This is a genomic window from Usitatibacter rugosus (assembly GCF_013003965.1).
Taxonomy (GTDB): Bacteria; Pseudomonadota; Gammaproteobacteria; order Burkholderiales; family Usitatibacteraceae; genus Usitatibacter; species Usitatibacter rugosus.
On record NZ_CP053069.1, the window covers coordinates 2,580,334 to 2,594,247 of the forward strand.

The 13,914-nt window shown below is 67.5% G+C and carries 16 protein-coding genes; 6 read left to right on the plus strand and 10 right to left on the minus strand.

The features are described from left to right. Window positions 1-4 precede the first annotated feature (4 nt). The 4 genes from DSM104443_RS12150 to DSM104443_RS12165 all read left to right on the plus strand — a co-directional run bounded on the left by DSM104443_RS12150 (window position 5) and on the right by DSM104443_RS12165 (window position 3,568). Window positions 5-784 (plus strand): enoyl-CoA hydratase/isomerase family protein, encoded by a 780-nt coding sequence (locus tag DSM104443_RS12150; RefSeq protein WP_171092581.1) that lies wholly within the window; start codon window positions 5-7, stop codon window positions 782-784. 149 nt (window positions 785-933) lie between these two features. Then, complete coding sequence (locus DSM104443_RS12155; RefSeq protein WP_171092584.1) at window positions 934-2,127, plus strand: CaiB/BaiF CoA transferase family protein; 1,194 nt, start codon at window positions 934-936, stop codon at window positions 2,125-2,127. Between the two features lie 79 nt (window positions 2,128-2,206). Beyond that, window positions 2,207-2,770 carry a hypothetical protein gene (locus DSM104443_RS12160; protein ID WP_171092585.1) on the plus strand — a complete coding sequence of 188 codons (564 nt, stop codon included), beginning with the start codon at window positions 2,207-2,209 and terminating at the stop codon, window positions 2,768-2,770. Between the two features lie 48 nt (window positions 2,771-2,818). Further along, on the plus strand, window positions 2,819-3,568 hold the full coding sequence (locus DSM104443_RS12165) for a sulfite exporter TauE/SafE family protein (protein WP_171092587.1): 750 nt from the start codon (window positions 2,819-2,821) through the stop codon (window positions 3,566-3,568). 82 nt (window positions 3,569-3,650) lie between these two features. On the opposite strand, the gene DSM104443_RS12170 is transcribed toward DSM104443_RS12165, so the two are convergent. From DSM104443_RS12170 to DSM104443_RS12190, 5 genes are all read right to left on the minus strand, one after another. Further along, window positions 3,651-4,904 (minus strand): class I SAM-dependent methyltransferase, encoded by a 1,254-nt coding sequence (locus DSM104443_RS12170; RefSeq protein ID WP_171092589.1) that lies wholly within the window; start codon window positions 4,902-4,904, stop codon window positions 3,651-3,653. Then, a complete protein-coding gene (locus DSM104443_RS12175; RefSeq protein ID WP_171092591.1) occupies window positions 4,901-5,356 on the minus strand; it encodes a DUF3291 domain-containing protein in 456 nt (151 codons plus the stop codon). Before DSM104443_RS12175 ends, DSM104443_RS12170 begins: the two co-directional genes overlap by 4 nt. Before the next feature lies 1 nt (window position 5,357). After that, on the minus strand, window positions 5,358-6,107 hold the full coding sequence (locus DSM104443_RS12180) for a hypothetical protein (protein WP_171092592.1): 750 nt from the start codon (window positions 6,105-6,107) through the stop codon (window positions 5,358-5,360). A gap of 135 nt (window positions 6,108-6,242) precedes the next feature. Then, on the minus strand, window positions 6,243-8,429 hold the full coding sequence (locus tag DSM104443_RS12185; RefSeq protein WP_171092594.1) for an ATP-binding protein: 2,187 nt from the start codon (window positions 8,427-8,429) through the stop codon (window positions 6,243-6,245). An 84-nt stretch (window positions 8,430-8,513) separates the two neighbouring features. Then, window positions 8,514-9,044 carry a superoxide dismutase family protein gene (locus DSM104443_RS12190; protein WP_171092596.1) on the minus strand — a complete coding sequence of 177 codons (531 nt, stop codon included), beginning with the start codon at window positions 9,042-9,044 and terminating at the stop codon, window positions 8,514-8,516. Between the two features lie 94 nt (window positions 9,045-9,138). On the opposite strand from DSM104443_RS12190, the gene DSM104443_RS12195 reads away from it, so the two are divergent. After that, window positions 9,139-10,608 (plus strand): amidohydrolase family protein, encoded by a 1,470-nt coding sequence (locus tag DSM104443_RS12195; RefSeq protein ID WP_171092598.1) that lies wholly within the window; start codon window positions 9,139-9,141, stop codon window positions 10,606-10,608. Window positions 10,609-10,640: 32 nt separating this feature from the next. On the opposite strand, the gene DSM104443_RS12200 is transcribed toward DSM104443_RS12195, so the two are convergent. The 4 genes from DSM104443_RS12200 to DSM104443_RS12215 are packed head-to-tail and all read right to left on the minus strand — an operon-like array spanning window position 10,641 to window position 12,688. Beyond that, on the minus strand, window positions 10,641-10,871 hold the full coding sequence (locus DSM104443_RS12200; protein ID WP_171092600.1) for a DUF1161 domain-containing protein: 231 nt from the start codon (window positions 10,869-10,871) through the stop codon (window positions 10,641-10,643). Between the two features lie 13 nt (window positions 10,872-10,884). After that, entirely contained in the window at window positions 10,885-11,706 is an 822-nt protein-coding gene (locus tag DSM104443_RS12205) for a transporter substrate-binding domain-containing protein (RefSeq protein ID WP_212756641.1), read from the minus strand. A gap of 26 nt (window positions 11,707-11,732) precedes the next feature. Beyond that, window positions 11,733-12,239 carry a transporter substrate-binding domain-containing protein gene (locus DSM104443_RS12210; RefSeq protein ID WP_171092602.1) on the minus strand — a complete coding sequence of 169 codons (507 nt, stop codon included), beginning with the start codon at window positions 12,237-12,239 and terminating at the stop codon, window positions 11,733-11,735. Continuing rightward, the gene (locus tag DSM104443_RS12215; protein ID WP_171092603.1) at window positions 12,236-12,688 is read right to left on the minus strand and encodes a DUF1801 domain-containing protein; all 453 of its coding nucleotides are present in this window, start codon (window positions 12,686-12,688) and stop codon (window positions 12,236-12,238) included. The genes DSM104443_RS12210 and DSM104443_RS12215 overlap by 4 nt, the downstream gene beginning before the upstream one ends. Window positions 12,689-12,735: 47 nt before the next feature. Here DSM104443_RS12215 and DSM104443_RS12220 point away from each other — a divergent pair, with 47 nt between their 5' ends. After that, the gene (locus tag DSM104443_RS12220; protein ID WP_171092605.1) at window positions 12,736-13,203 is read left to right on the plus strand and encodes an AtaL-like protein; all 468 of its coding nucleotides are present in this window, start codon (window positions 12,736-12,738) and stop codon (window positions 13,201-13,203) included. A 15-nt stretch (window positions 13,204-13,218) separates the two neighbouring features. On the opposite strand, the gene DSM104443_RS12225 is transcribed toward DSM104443_RS12220, so the two are convergent. Further along, window positions 13,219-13,755, minus strand: coding sequence for a GNAT family N-acetyltransferase (locus tag DSM104443_RS12225; protein WP_171092607.1), 537 nt, complete (start codon window positions 13,753-13,755; stop codon window positions 13,219-13,221). Window positions 13,756-13,914 lie beyond the last annotated feature (159 nt).

Genomic DNA, 13,914 nt, shown 5'->3' on the forward strand with positions numbered 1-13,914 from the left:
CGGGATGGAGAATCCCGTCGTCGTGCAACGCGAGGGCCCCCTCGCGATCGTCACCCTCAACCGCCCCGAGAAGCTGAACGCGCTCAACCGCGCGATGTGGGTGGACCTCGCCGAATCGTTCGAAGCGCTCGCCGACGAGCCGTGGGTGCGCTGCGTCGTGCTCCGCGGCTCGGGCACGCGGGCCTTCTCGCCCGGCGCCGACATCTCCGAATTCGAGTCGCAGCGCGCCAACGTCACGCAGGCCCGCGAGTACGGCGAGGTGATGCGCCGCGCGATCGCCGCGATCGACGGCTGCCCGCATCCCGTGGTCGCGATGATCCATGGCGTGTGCGTCGGCGGCGGGCTCGAGGTCGCCGCGCTCGCCGATATCCGCATCTGTGGCGAATCGAGCCGCTTCGGTGTCCCGATCGCGAAGCTCGGCCTCACGATGGCCTATCCCGAGATCGAGGCGCTGGTGCGGCTCGTGGGCGAGGCCGTGTCGATGGAGATCCTGCTCGAAGGCCGCGTGTTCGACGCCCGGGAGGCGCTCGACAAGGGGCTCGTGAACAAGGTGGTCGCCGATGCGGAGGTCGAGGCCGAGTCGCTCGCGACCGCGACGCGCATCGCGGAGGGCGCTCCTCTCGTGGCGCGGTGGCACAAGAAGTTTGCCCGGCGCCTTCGGTCCGTGGAACCCCTCTCCGCGGATGAAATCGATGAAGGGTTTGCTTCGTTCGGAACTGACGATTTCCAGGAGGGGCGCAAGGCGTTCCTCGAAAAACGGAAGCCCTCTTTCGAGGGGAAATGACTACGGCAAACGGCGCCCTCCGCAGATAAACACGGATAAACGCAGATAACTTCAAAGGCAAAGGTCTTGGGATCAAACCCCATTTTGTTTTTCATCTGCGTTTATCCGTGTTTATCTGCGGAGGACGCCTTTCGCCTTAGGGTTTTGAAATGAGCGGACCGCTGAAGGGCATCAAGGTCATCGAGCTGGCCCAGATCATGGCCGGCCCCACCTGCGGCATGCTCCTCGCCGACATGGGCGCCGACGTCATCAAAGTGGAAAAGCTCCCCGGTGGCGACGACACGAGGAGCTACAGCGAGCCCTCGATCGCCGGCGAATCGGCCGCGTTCATGATGCTGAACCGCAACAAGCGCGGCATCGCGGTGAACCTGAAGACCCCCGGCGGCCTCGAGGTCGTGAAGAAGCTGCTCGCCGATGCCGACGTCGTCACCGAGAACTACCGCAAGGGGACGCTGGAGAAGCTCGGGCTGGGCTACGACGTGCTTGAGAAGCTGAACCCGCGCCTCGTCTATTGCGCGGTGTCCGGGTACGGCCGCACCGGCCCGTACGCGGACAAGGGCGGCTTCGACCTGATCGCGCAAGGCTTCGCGGGACTCATGAGCATCACCGGCGAGCCCGGCGGGCCGCCGATGAAGTCGGGCACCTCGATCGCGGACATCAACGCCGGAGTCTTCGCGGCGCTGGGGATCGTCTCCGCCCTGCACGCGCGCGCGACCACCGGGCGCGGACAAATCGTCGAGACCTCGCTCATGGAGGCCGCGATCCAGCAGACCTACTGGCAATCGGCGATCTACTTCGCCACCGGCGTGAGCCCCGGGCCCTCCGGATCCGCGCACCTGCTCACGGCGCCCTACCAGGCGTTCCCCACGGCCGATGGATGGGTCAACGTCGGCGGCGCGAACCAGGCCAACTGGGAACGCATCGTGAAAGTCATCGGCCGCCCCGAGCTGGCCGACGACGCGCGGTTCAAGACCAATGGCGATCGCATGCGCAACCTCGCGGCGCTCACGCCAATGGTGGCCGAGCGCATGAAGACGCGGCCGTCGGCTGAATGGCTCGCGGCGTTCGAAGCGGCCGGCGTCCCCGCGGGCCCCGTCAACAAGATCGGCGACATGCTCGAGGATCCCCAGGTTGCCGCACGCGAGATGGTGGTCGAGGTCGATCATGCGAAGGCAGGCCGCATGAAGACCCTGGGCCTGCCGCTCAAGTTCTCCGATACACCCGGAGAAGTTCGTCGTGGCGCCCCGACACTGGGGCAGCACACGCGCGAGGTTCTCGCGGATCTCGGCTACTCGGCCACCGAGATGGACCAGCTCATCGCCTCCGGCGCGGTCGCTGCCTGACACGCACTTCGTCGCAGTCCTACAGAGCGCTCGGAGGGTGGGCAGTCCCGGCGCCGGCGCGAAAGTGCGTCAATGGGTCATGGCCGAGCTCACCTTCCCCGGACAACGACAGCGCACGAGCCGCACGGGCAACCCTCGCCCCAGCCCTCGTCCTGCCGACCCCTCCGTGCGCCCGCGGGGCGTCGCGGCCATTGCCGCCGGACTGGTCGCGGGCATCGCGTACCTCGTCACGCTGTCCGTGATGGGCTCGGTCGTCGATGGTGACGGCATGTGGAATCCGTTCCACCGCATCGCGGCCATGCTCATGGGCCCGTCCGCGATGGAGAACGCGGATGCGTTCAACGCCAACGTGGTCTTCAGCGCGCTCGCCGTGCACGCGGGCCTGTCGATGATCTACGGCTTGGTCATGGCCTTCCTGATCGTGGAGTTCTCGCAGGAATCGGCTCCGTGGGTCGGCGCCGCGTGCGGGGCGTTGCTCTACGTCGTGAACTACTACGGCTTCACCGGCCTGTACCCGTGGATGATCGAGATGCGCGGCGTCGTGACGTTCTCCGCGCACGTGCTGTTCGGCGGCCTCGTCGCCTCCTGCTACTGGCCTCTGCACGAGCAGCAGGACGCCGAAGCGCACCTGTCCGCTGGATAGCGGTTTCCTGTCCGGTTGCCCCGGAGGGCGCGTGCTACCTTGGCGCCCATGCCATCGCTCGTCGTCCTCTCGCTGCTCGCCGTTTCGGCGCTCGTAACGTCCTTCATCTCCGGAATCCTCGGAATGGCGGGCGGGATGATCCTCATGGGGATCCTCCTCGCGATGCTGCCGCTGCCCCAGGCGATGATGCTGCACGGGATCACGCAGCTCTCGGCCAACGGCTGGCGCGCGTGGCTGTGGCGGCACGAGGTGGACTGGCGCGTGTTCCGCGGCTACGTCTACGGCGCGCTGGGGTCTACGGCCTTCTTCATCCTCGTGCAACTCGTCGTGACCAAGCCCGTGGCGCTCGTGATCCTGGGCTTCACGCCGTTCGTGGCCCTCGCCCTTCCCGAGAAGTGGCACCTCAACGTCGAGCGCAAGTTCCACTCGGCCGCGTGCGGGGTCATCTGCACAGTCCTCTCACTCACGGCGGGCGTGTCGGGTCCAATCCTCGACGTCTTCTTCGTCCGCTCGAAGATGAGCCGCCACAAGGTCGTCGCTACCAAGGCCATGACGCAGAGCTTCTCCCACCTGCAGAAGATCCTCTACTTCGGCGCCATCACGGTCGGCGAAGGCGCGCACATCCACTGGGGCGTGGCCGCGATGATGATCGCGCTCGCGATGGCCGGCACCAGTCTCTCGCGCAGCGTGCTCGAGAAGATGGACGACAAGTCGTTCCGCCAGTGGACCCGATGGACGGTCATGACGGTCGGGGTCGTCTATCTCGTCAGCGGCGTGGTGCTCCTCCTCAAGAACTAGGGAGGGTGGGAGGGGGTTGGCGAAACGATGTCTGGACACCGGCTGGTTCCAGAAGGTTTCGACAACCCCCTCCCACCCTCCCCTAGTTCTTGAGGAGCAACCGGTCGATCGCGTTGAGGACTTCGTAGACCGGCGTGAAGTCCTTGAAGAGCTCCTCGTCGCTGGCGGACACGCCGCTCGACCGAACGACCTCGAAGATCTCGTGCCACGTCCGCTTGCCGTCGATGTGCTTCACGATCGCGGGGCCATGGCGGCCCGGCGAGACGGTGACGGAGAGTCCCGTGTACCGGTGGTCGAGCTGCACCGCGGAGCCGCGGCCCGAGGCGAGGAAGCCCGCGAGCTGGTTGCCGTCGAGCGGCTCGTGGAAGAAGAACGGCACCAGCTCCGGATCCCCGTAGCGCGCCACCGCGGGCTTGCGTGTCGCATAGAACGAATGCGTCTGCACCTTGCCGGTCAGCATCTCGCCGATCGCGTACTGGCGCCGGCGCGGCATCTCGCGGATGCGCTCGGCGAGCTTCGGGGGCTTGGGTCCCAGGCGCAGGTGCGGCAGGTAGGCCGAGCGGCCGTTCTGCACGTCCGTGAGCTCGAGGTGGAGGCCGTGGCCATCCTCGAGCCACGCGAAGAGCTCATCGACCGTGTAGCCGCGGTCCTGCGGATGCAGCAGCAAGTCCACGAGCCCCGCGTCGCTCACGCGATGATCCGAGTAGAGATCCTCGCCGCGCTTGAACCAGTTGGACGCCGGCAAGACGCCCAGCAACTCCTTCGCGGCCATGATCCGCTTGCGAAGCTCGAGGTCCTCGCCGATCGCGAGGCGCATCAGCTCCTGCATCTGGTAGACGCCGGTGCGGCCCACGGTGCCGTAGACCATCAGGCCCAACGCGCCGCCCTCCTCGAGTGAGCCGAGCAGCGCGCGCAAACCCGCATCCGGCTCCGGCAAGTGGTGAAGGACGCCCACGCAGTTGATGTAGCGGAAGGTGCCGAGCTCGAGGCGTGGGAGCTCCAGCAGCGACTCGTGGACGAAGCGCACGTTCTTCAACCCGCGCGCTTCGACGCGCCGGCGCGCCAGCTCCAGGCTGGTCTTGCTGAAGTCGAGGTGCACGACCTCCGCATCGGTGCCGCGAAGCTGCTCGGCCAGGAAGACCGTTGCATCGCCCGTGCCGCCGCCGGCCACCAGGGCGCGAAAGCCCTCCTGGAAAACCGAACGCCCACCGAAACCGTAGTGGGCGATCATGGGAAGGTCATCGAGCCACGTGCGCAGCAGCCGCTGCTTTTCCTCGGCGGGATCGCGGGCGGGGTACGGCAGCGCTTCGTATTGGGATCGGACGGCGTCGCTCAAGGCGACAGGGTAGCCGACGCGAGCGCTTCGCGGAAGGTGAAGGCCTCGGGCGTGGGGCCGTTGCGGCGCAAGTGATCCAGCCGGCGCGACGCTTCGGCGACATCGGGCCGATGGCCCTCCGGCACCCACCAGAGCGCGGCATAGGCCTCGGCGAGCTTCTCGAACCATTCGCGGCGCCGGCGCATGTACTGCACGTGCTCGCTCTGGAAGGCGAACTCGTGCAGCGACTTCGCATCGCGCCACACCGTGAGGTTCACGATCACGCCCTCGCCGAACGGGCTCTCGAACGACGTGGCGTTGCCCGCATCGTCCTTCAGCCGCCACACGAAGCCCGGAGCCGCCTCGGCGAGCGCGTTGATGCGGTCGAGGTTCGCGACGAAGTCCGCGAGCATCGGCGAATCGAGCGGCGCCCGCAGGCGCGCGATGTTGAGCTGGGCGAGCTCGCGAGCCATGTCAGGGCATCCGCGTGATGTAGCGTCCGACCGTGCTGCCGTTGGGCAGGCGGTGGGTCACGATCGCCCATTTCGTCCCGGGCGCGGCGCCCTCGGGCGGCGGCACGTCGAACTGCAAGTAGGCCTCGCCGAGATCCTGCGCGGTGACGGGGTTGCCGGTCGTGCGGATCGTGCGGCCTTCCCACGTCGAGGCCGACTTCCAGCGGCCCGACTGCAGGGTGACCCACGTCGGCGCGGCATTCGGCCCTTCCACGTAGTCGAACACCGCGGCGAACACGGCATCCAGCGGCGACTGGTGGATCAACACGCCCCAGCCCGGCTGCGACGGGTTCCACCACGCGCCCGTGTAGTCGGTGAGCGGGAACGGAATCGGCGGCGCGACGAAGATCGTCGAGCGCGGGATCACGGAGAACTGCAGCCGCTCGGTCACGACGACGTTCTCGAAGCTGCCCTGCGCCACCTCCACGCTGTACAGGCCGACCGGGAACGCGCCGAGGCGGATGTCCACTTGCTTGGGCGTGCCGGGGACCAGGCAGTTGTTGTCGCGCATGCGGACCTGGATCGCGGTGCCGGTGTTGACCACTTGCACCGTATCGGGGTTGAAGGCGCACGAGTCGACCGTGGTGCGCAGGTTCACGAGCTCGAACGGCAGCGGCGCCGTGGGAAAGAACGTGGATGCCGCTCCAGCCTGCGGCGCGATGAGGGAGGCGGCCACGGCCATGCCGGCGGCCAGGGATTTCACGAACGACATCGGTGTTCCTTCTGGAGGGTTCTCGTCACGCCGGCAATTATCCCGTGAAGGGTGCCGGAGGTCGTTACCGTCCGTTCCCCCGGAACCGCATTCCGTCGCAGGGTGGAAACCCGGTTTCGAACCGGGAAACGCCGGTCAGTAGCGGGTGAGGAGCTCGGAGAGCGCGTTCAGGTCCACGGGCTTCACCAGGAAGCTGTCGAAGCCCGAGGCGCTGGCGGCCTTGCGGTCCTCGGGCTGTCCGTAGCCCGTGAGCGCCACGAGGCGGATGGCATCGCCGCCGGGGGCGGCCCGGAGTTGGCGCGCGACCTCGAAGCCGTCGAAGATCGGCAGGCCGATATCCACGAGCGCCACGTCCGGATGCGTTGCGAGCGCGCGTTCCACGGCGTGCGGTCCGTCGTGGGCGACGTCCACTTCGTGGCCGCGGAGGGTGAGGAGCGTGCGCAGCGTCTCGGCGCTGTCCGCGTTGTCCTCCACGACCAGCACGCGGAGGGCACGCGAATCGCGATCCACGGCGAGCGCGTCGGACACCTCGCGCTCCGGAGCATTGGCGCGCGGCAGGCGCACCACGAAGCGCGCTCCCTTGCCGATCCCCTCGCTCTGCGCGGTCACACGGCCCGTGTGCAGCTCGACCAGGTTCTTCACCAGCGTGAGGCCGAGGCCGAGCCCGCCCTGCGCGCGGTCGAGCGTCCGCTCGCCCTGGATGAAGAGCTCGAAGATGCGCGGCAGGAGCTCGGGCGCGATGCCCTCCCCCTCGTCGCTCACCTCGAAGACCGCTTCGTTGCCCTCGGTGGTCACGCGCACGCGGATGCGCCGTCCCGGAGGCGTGTACTTCACCGCGTTCTCGACCAGGTTCACCGCGATCTGCTCGATGCGTGTCTCGTCCCCCGAGATCCACGCCTCGCCGATCTCGAGGTCGACCGGGTGGTCGCCGACGCGGCCCGCCTCCTGCAGCACGGCGACGGAGCGGCGCACGATCCGACCCAGCTCGATCAACTTGCGGTCGAGCACGATCTTGCCGCTGGTCACGCGCGCGACGTCCAGCAAATCGTCCACGAGATCCGTGAGGTGATGCGCCTGGCGCACGACGATCTCGCGGGAGCGCACGGCATGCGGGCTCGCAGGCGGCACGCGGTCGATCACCGCCATCGCCGCCGTGATCGCATGCAGGGGATTGCGCAGCTCGTGCCCCAGCATCGCGAGGAACTCGTCCTTCGCGCGGTTCGCGCCCTCGGCGCCCGTGCGCGCCTGCCGCTCGCGCGCAAGCGATTCGTTCAACGCGTCCTGGCGCTCATTCAGGAGCTGCGAGGCCTCCGCGAACGCGCGGTTGGCGCCCTCCACTTCGGTGATCCCGTGGCTTCTCAGCGTCGCGGGCGCGGCGCCCCTCGCGAGCGCCTGCGCGGAATCGGCGAGCGACGCCACCGGCAGCGCGATGCGCCGGCCGACATAGAGCGCGGCGAGCACCGCCAGCAGCAGCGCCGCGAGCGCGATGCCGGACATCACGATGGTGGGGCGATGCAGCGCCGCCTCGATCTCCGACATCGGAATGCCGATGCCGATGATCCAGCCCGAGCGCGCTCGCCGATGCGCCGTCTGGAACGGCACGCCCTCGAGGCTCGTGCTGCGGTATTTCCCTTCGAGCGGCGCCTTCGCGATCTCGCCCAGGAATGTGTTGGACGCGCGCTTGCCCATCCAGCGCTCGTTGTTCAGCGTGCGCGCGATGATCACGCCTTCGCGGTCGATCAGCGTGACCGTCGCCGCCTCGGGCACCGTGAAGCCCGAGAGGAAGCGCACCCAATAGGTGGCATCGACGTTCGCGGCCACGACGTGCGTGACCGCATTGCCGCGCACCACGGGAATGACCACTTGAATCACGGGTGTGGCACCGGCGGCCGACTGCACGAGCCCCGAGACCGCGGGCCGGCCCGAGATGACGACGGCCTTCAGCACCGAGGGATCGATGAAGCCGGCCGTGGGCTCGTAGACGTTTCGTCCGACGCCCACGGCGTGCTTGCCGCCGGCATCCGCGATCGCGATGGAGCTCCACGTCGGCTGCGTGGCGAGCTCGCGTCGGGCAGCGGCGACAAAGCGCGGGCTGTTCTCGTTGTCGGGATCGCTCTCGGCGACCAGTCCCTGCAGGGCACGGCTGTAGCCCTCGGTCTCCGAATCCACCGCGATCGCGAGCGCGCGCGTGTTGCCGAGGTAGGACTCCGCATACGCGGCGCGCTGCTCCTGCCAGAGCGTGACGACCACATACCCCGCGAAGGCCAGCACGGGGAAGACCGCGACGGCAACGAGGATCAGCAGGTGGGAGCGGAGCGTCATGGGAGATCTTGCGAGGACCTCCGCATTCTACTGTGCCGATCGCCCGGCACGGCGGGGTGTTGCACCCCGCCGTTCAAGCTGTCGCTACTGGATGACGCCGCATGCGATGCGGGCACCGCCTCCGCCGTTTGCCGGCGGCTCGCCGTAGGTGTCGCCGCCCGCATGGATCATGAGCGACTTGCCCTTCAGCTCGGCCCACGTGAGGCCGTCCACATTGATGTTCTCCGCGGCCTTGCCGTTGGCCGAGACCTTGAGGACCGGGAGATCGCCCTTGTGCCCGCCGCCCGCCGGACCCGAGTGCTTGGCGGTGTTCTGCGGATCGTAGTGCGGGCCGGCCGCTTCGCCGGGCTCCATCTTGCCGTCCTTCATCGCCGCACCGCAGGTCGGATTCTGGTGCACGTGGAAGCCGTGGTCGCCCGGCGGGAGGCCCGACAGGGATGTCGCGAACACGACGCCCTTGCCCTGGTAGCCCGGGGTGATGACGACGTCGCCCAGCGCCTTGCCGGTGGACGTGGGGCCGATCATCTGCATCTTCACGGTGTAGTTGAGGTCGGCGTGGGCGGCACCTGCGGCGAGCGACAGGGCCACGACGGAAAATGTTGCAAGCCTTTGCATGGAAGTCTCCTCGGTTTCGTATCGTGTCTCGCATTGGAGACGTACGGCCCGCGCTTGTTCCCCTTAGAATGAAATGAACCTGAGGAGGCTCCCCATGCGATACGAGAACGATCCCGACGGATTGCGGCTGCCGGTCAAGCTCGATACGACCACCAACGGCGAGTTCTCGCCGATCGCGCTCTCCCCCGTCCACCACGAGGCGCGGCACGTCGCCTTCGCCGAAGCGTGCGGGAACGCGAAGCGCCTCGGCCTCGAGCGCCGCGGCTTCCTCGTCTCCGCGTGCGGTGTCGCCACGACGCTGCTCGGCATGAACGCGGCCTACGCGAAGCACGGCATGACGGGCGGCTTCTACGAGCTTCCGAAGGAGGCGGCGCTCGACCCGGTGGCGGCACGCAGCGCCGTCGACGGCCGCGAGTTCATCTTCGACGTGCAGGGCCACTTCGTGAATCCGTCGGGCGCGTGGCTGAAGCGCCTGCCGAAAGGGGCCAAGCCGCTCGGGTTCGCCACGTCGCGCGCCGAGTGCAAGGTGCACCAGGGGCCCGGCGATTTCGATTACCTCCGGTGCGTGGGTCCCGACCAGTTCGTGAAGGACGTCTTCATGGACTCCGACACGGACCTCATGGTCCTCTCCTTCGTGCCGTCCACGCGCGAGGGCGAGCCGCTCACGATGGAAGAAGCGGAGTCGACCGCGCGCATCGTCGAGAAGCTCGAGGGCACGCACCGCATGTACATCCACGGGCGCGTGAACCCGAACCAGAAAGGCGATCTCGAGGGCATGGACGAGCTGGCCGCCCGCCACAAGGTCGCGGCCTGGAAGACCTACACGCAGTACGGACCCGGCGGCAAAGGCTTCTTCATGGACGACGAGCCGGGCATCGCGATGATCGAGCGCGCGCGCAAGCTCGGCATCCGCAACATCGCGATCCATAAGGGCCTGCCCTTCGGCCCGCAGAGCTACGAGCATTCGACGTGCGCCGACATCGGCCGCGTGGCGAAGCGCTATCCCGACGTGAACTTCCTCATCTACCACTCGGGCTTCGTCGCCGAGAAGAAGGAAGGCGTCTACGACCCGAAGCGAACCGACGGTGTGGATGCGCTGGTCACGAGCCTCGCGGAGAACGGCGTGAAGCCGAACTCGAACGTGTTCGCGGAGCTGGGATCGTCCTGGCGCTTCGCGATGCGCGATCCCGACACGGCCGCGCACATGATGGGCAAGCTCTTCAAGGCGTGCGGCGAGGACAACGTGCTGTGGGGCACGGACTCGGTCTGGTACGGATCGCCGCAGGACCAGATCCAGGCCTTCCGCACGTTCCAGATCTCGCCCGAGCTGCGCGCGAAGCACGGCTACCCCGAAATGACGCCGGCCCTTCGCGCGAAGGTCTTCGGCCTCAACGCGCTCAAGATCTATCCGGTACCGAAGGACATCGTCGACAAGCACGCGCGCGGCGACCGCGTGGCGCAGGTGCGCGAGGAATACCGCGCCGAGCGCCACGACCCGGCCTACGTCACCTACGGGCCGAAGACGCGGCGCGAGTTCCTCGCCCTCAAGTCCTGGGGCGGCTAAACAATAAAGGGGTCAGACCACTTTATTGCGTCTTACTTTTTCGCGGCTTCGCGGGTGTAGACGAGCTTCTTCTTGCCACCCTCGCAGGTGCCGACCACCCGCTTGTCACCTACCGCGTCGGGCGCCACCGCTTCGATGGTGTAGTCCTTCACGCCCTTCTTCTCGACCTTCTCCGCGATCTTCGCCTTCACCTCGTCGCACGGTGTAGCGAAGACCGGACCGGCCGCGAGGGCCAGCGACAGCGTCACGATTGTTGTTTTCATCCCCTATACCTCCCTATTTCGCGGCGAGCGGCGCCACGTTGGCGTCCGACTGGCCGCTTCGTTCCAAACCCCGGGCGACAAATCCGCTCGCCTTCTGTTCTTCGACAAAAGCCTTCAGGTACGCCAACGCCGCGGGGTCGCGCCCCTTGGGCAGCGCCATGGCCTGCTCGATCGCCATGAAGCGGCCCGGAATCACGCGCACCTCGGCGGAATGCGCGTTGGCATAGCGGATCATCGGTCCCTTGATGCCGGCCAGGCCGTCGAATTTTCGCTCGCGATCGGCCAGGAATTGCTCTTGCGCAAGCGGCGTGGTCGGAGCACGCACCAGCTCCGCATTCTTGATCGTGCGCGTGAGGTACAGGTCGTAGACGCTCTTGTTGCCCACCACGATGCGCTGGCCCTTGCGGTCGAAATCCTCGACCGCCTTCAGCGGGGAGTCCACGCGGACCATGTAGCCGCCCTCGATCACGACATACGCGGCCGTGAAGTCGATATCCTGCGCGCGCTCGGGGTCGAGGGCGACGAAGCCCACGTCCCATTCGCCGGTCTTCGCGCCCGCGGCGACCTTCCCCGCCGCGTCGTAGTAGACCGGATCCAGCGGCACGCCCAGGCGCCGCGCCAGCTCCGTCGCGAGATCCACGGAGACACCCTTCGCTTCGCCCGACGGGCCCTTTTGCGCGAGCACGGCATTGCCGAAATTGATGGCGGCGCGCAGCTTCCCGCTCGGCGCGATCTGCTTCACGACGTCCGCGGACGGAGCGGTGGGCGCCGGCGGCGTGGAAGCACAGGCGGCAACGAGGAACAGCGGAGCGAAACGGGCGAGACGCAGCATCATCGGGGATTCCTTGGGTTGATCGTTTTTCATTTTGCACGCGCCGGCGCGACGCGCGCCCCGGCGATGCCCTCACGAGAGATGGCTTCGCCCACGAAGCCGGAGGCCTTGAGGTCCTCGACCACGTCGTAGGCAAATGCGAAAGCGGCGGGACGCCCGCGCGGGACGGCCACGGCGACCGGGCGGTCCGCGAGGTACAGGTAGGCGGAGGTGAAGTTCATGTCGGAGGCACGCTGCGGATCGATCGCGAGCGAGGCCACGTCCCATTCGTTGCGCGCGATGCCGCTCCACAACGCATTGGGCGACTCGTAGCGCACCAGCTCCGCGGGAACGCCCAGCCGCGACGCCATCTCGCGGCCGATGTCGACGCCCACGCCCTTCATATCCGGGGTGGCGGACACGACGCCCACGCGCAGCTTGCCCGTGGGTGCTGCCTCCGTGCGCAACGTAGGCGACACGGAAGTGGCGGTCGGCGCGCAAGCGGCCACGGCCAGGAGCAGCGAAGCGGTTGCGAGGACACGCAGGGCGGCGTTCATTTCTTCCTCGGGTGCTGCTTCTCGTGGAGGCGGATGCATTCATCCACCGGGATGCTGGCGATCGAAGCGCCGATCGCCTCGACGGGAAGGTCGTCCAGCGCCTTGAAACGAAGGCAGGACTTCCCCATGTCCAGCTTCTTGCCCGACTTTCCCCGGGCAGCGCGCAACGCGGCGGCCTGCTTCCTGTCGATGTACGGGCCCATGAGGTACAGCGCGTAGTTGTTCTTCTGTGCGGCGAGCGCGACGTAGCAAAGCGGCTTGCCGTTGTACGTGTCGGGTGCCCGCTTCAGGGGGACCTGCCAGCAGATCATTCCCCAGTTCATGCACTCCTCGTAGCCCTTGGGGATGCTCTTTCGCACCAGGGTCCGCACCTTGGAGACGACCGCGCGGCGTTCCGCCGGGAGCTCCCCGAGGTACTGGGACACGGTCGCGGCGGCGCTGGAAACCACGGGAGGGGCCTTTTCGGGGTCTTGGGCTGCGCTATCCTAAACCGGACATGAAATTCGAGCATTTGGTCGAGATCAACGACTTCCTCAACCCCCTCGTGGAAACGCTCACGCGCGAGACCCTGTGGAAGGGCCTGCTGCACAGCGCGGAGGATCCCGCGGAGTTCCTCGCGGCGATCGACGAGGTGAAGATCCTCGAGCGGCGCTCCGACGGAATCGACCGCGAGCTGCACTTCGGCAGCACGGTGATCCGCGACCACGTGCGCATAAAGCCCCTGCAGGAGATCGAGATCCGCACGGACGCCACGCCGACGATTCCGGCGGCGCGCAAGCTCATGCGCATCGAGGAGCCGGCACCGGGCGAGCTCTTCGTGCGCTTCCTCTACGAGCGATATCCGCAGGGCCACGAGCCGATGACGCCCGAGGAGGCCCAGGCGTTGAAGAACGCGTGGCTGCAGGCGGACCGCGACCTCATCGCGCACATCCGCCTGCTGGCCTGCGAGCCGCCGCTGCACTAGCGGCGGGGCTGCGTCCTAGTTGTCGCCGCCGTTCGGGTGGCGGCCGTTGACGAACACCAGGTCGCCGTTGTCCACCGCCCTCAGGTCGAAGTCCGATCGGCCCACCAGGCGGAAACCCAGGTGCTGGAAAAGAGCGATCCCCTGCTCGTTGCGCGGCGAAACCGTGGCGAAGAAGTACGTCGCACGATGGTTCGCCTTGAGGTCGGCAATGGCCGACTTCAGCGCCTCGCGCCCGAAGCCCTGGCGCCACATGCGCGGCGTGATGAGCACCGTGAGGTCGGCCGCCCCGCGCGCGTGGACGATGGCGGTGATATGCCCGTATACCTCGCCGCCCGGCCCGCGAAGAACCCACGAAAGCCACTCGTGCGCTCCGTCGGGCGAACGCCGGCGCTCGAGGAAGCGATAGCGCGCGCGCAGTTCGTCCTCCGTGAACGGCGGACGCTCGTGCAGATAGGTGTAGATGATGGGGTCGACGAGGATTCGGAACATCTCGGAGGCATGGGCCTCCTGCAGGGGCTCGAGGACGAGCCTCTCCGTGCGAAGCACTTTCATGGCAACAGGCTCCCGGGTGCCGCGAGGACACCGGTTGTTCTTTCGTTAGGGAACCCCGACGCGACCTGGAGGGTGCAAGACGTAGAACGTCTGCCGGGCTATATCTCTACGACCCGGTAGATGGGCGCGGGTGCGGCAATCACAATGCCGCGCATCTTT

What these genes read in the sequence shown, in the direction of transcription:
- DSM104443_RS12150 (WP_171092581.1), top strand. Translation starts at nt 5, where the DNA reads ATGGAGAATCCCGTCGTCGTGCAACGCGAGGGCCCCCTCGCGATCGTC.
- DSM104443_RS12155 (WP_171092584.1), top strand. Translation starts at nt 934, where the DNA reads ATGAGCGGACCGCTGAAGGGCATCAAGGTCATCGAGCTGGCCCAGATC.
- DSM104443_RS12160 (WP_171092585.1), top strand. Translation starts at nt 2,207, where the DNA reads ATGGCCGAGCTCACCTTCCCCGGACAACGACAGCGCACGAGCCGCACG.
- DSM104443_RS12165 (WP_171092587.1), top strand. Translation starts at nt 2,819, where the DNA reads ATGCCATCGCTCGTCGTCCTCTCGCTGCTCGCCGTTTCGGCGCTCGTA.
- DSM104443_RS12175 (WP_171092591.1), bottom strand. Translation starts at nt 5,356, where the DNA reads ATGGCTCGCGAGCTCGCCCAGCTCAACATCGCGCGCCTGCGGGCGCCG.
- DSM104443_RS12180 (WP_171092592.1), bottom strand. Translation starts at nt 6,107, where the DNA reads ATGTCGTTCGTGAAATCCCTGGCCGCCGGCATGGCCGTGGCCGCCTCC.
- DSM104443_RS12185 (WP_171092594.1), bottom strand. Translation starts at nt 8,429, where the DNA reads ATGACGCTCCGCTCCCACCTGCTGATCCTCGTTGCCGTCGCGGTCTTC.
- DSM104443_RS12190 (WP_171092596.1), bottom strand. Translation starts at nt 9,044, where the DNA reads ATGCAAAGGCTTGCAACATTTTCCGTCGTGGCCCTGTCGCTCGCCGCA.
- DSM104443_RS12195 (WP_171092598.1), top strand. Translation starts at nt 9,139, where the DNA reads ATGCGATACGAGAACGATCCCGACGGATTGCGGCTGCCGGTCAAGCTC.
- DSM104443_RS12200 (WP_171092600.1), bottom strand. Translation starts at nt 10,871, where the DNA reads ATGAAAACAACAATCGTGACGCTGTCGCTGGCCCTCGCGGCCGGTCCG.
- DSM104443_RS12205 (WP_212756641.1), bottom strand. Translation starts at nt 11,706, where the DNA reads ATGATGCTGCGTCTCGCCCGTTTCGCTCCGCTGTTCCTCGTTGCCGCC.
- DSM104443_RS12210 (WP_171092602.1), bottom strand. Translation starts at nt 12,239, where the DNA reads ATGAACGCCGCCCTGCGTGTCCTCGCAACCGCTTCGCTGCTCCTGGCC.
- DSM104443_RS12220 (WP_171092605.1), top strand. Translation starts at nt 12,736, where the DNA reads ATGAAATTCGAGCATTTGGTCGAGATCAACGACTTCCTCAACCCCCTC.
- DSM104443_RS12225 (WP_171092607.1), bottom strand. Translation starts at nt 13,755, where the DNA reads ATGAAAGTGCTTCGCACGGAGAGGCTCGTCCTCGAGCCCCTGCAGGAG.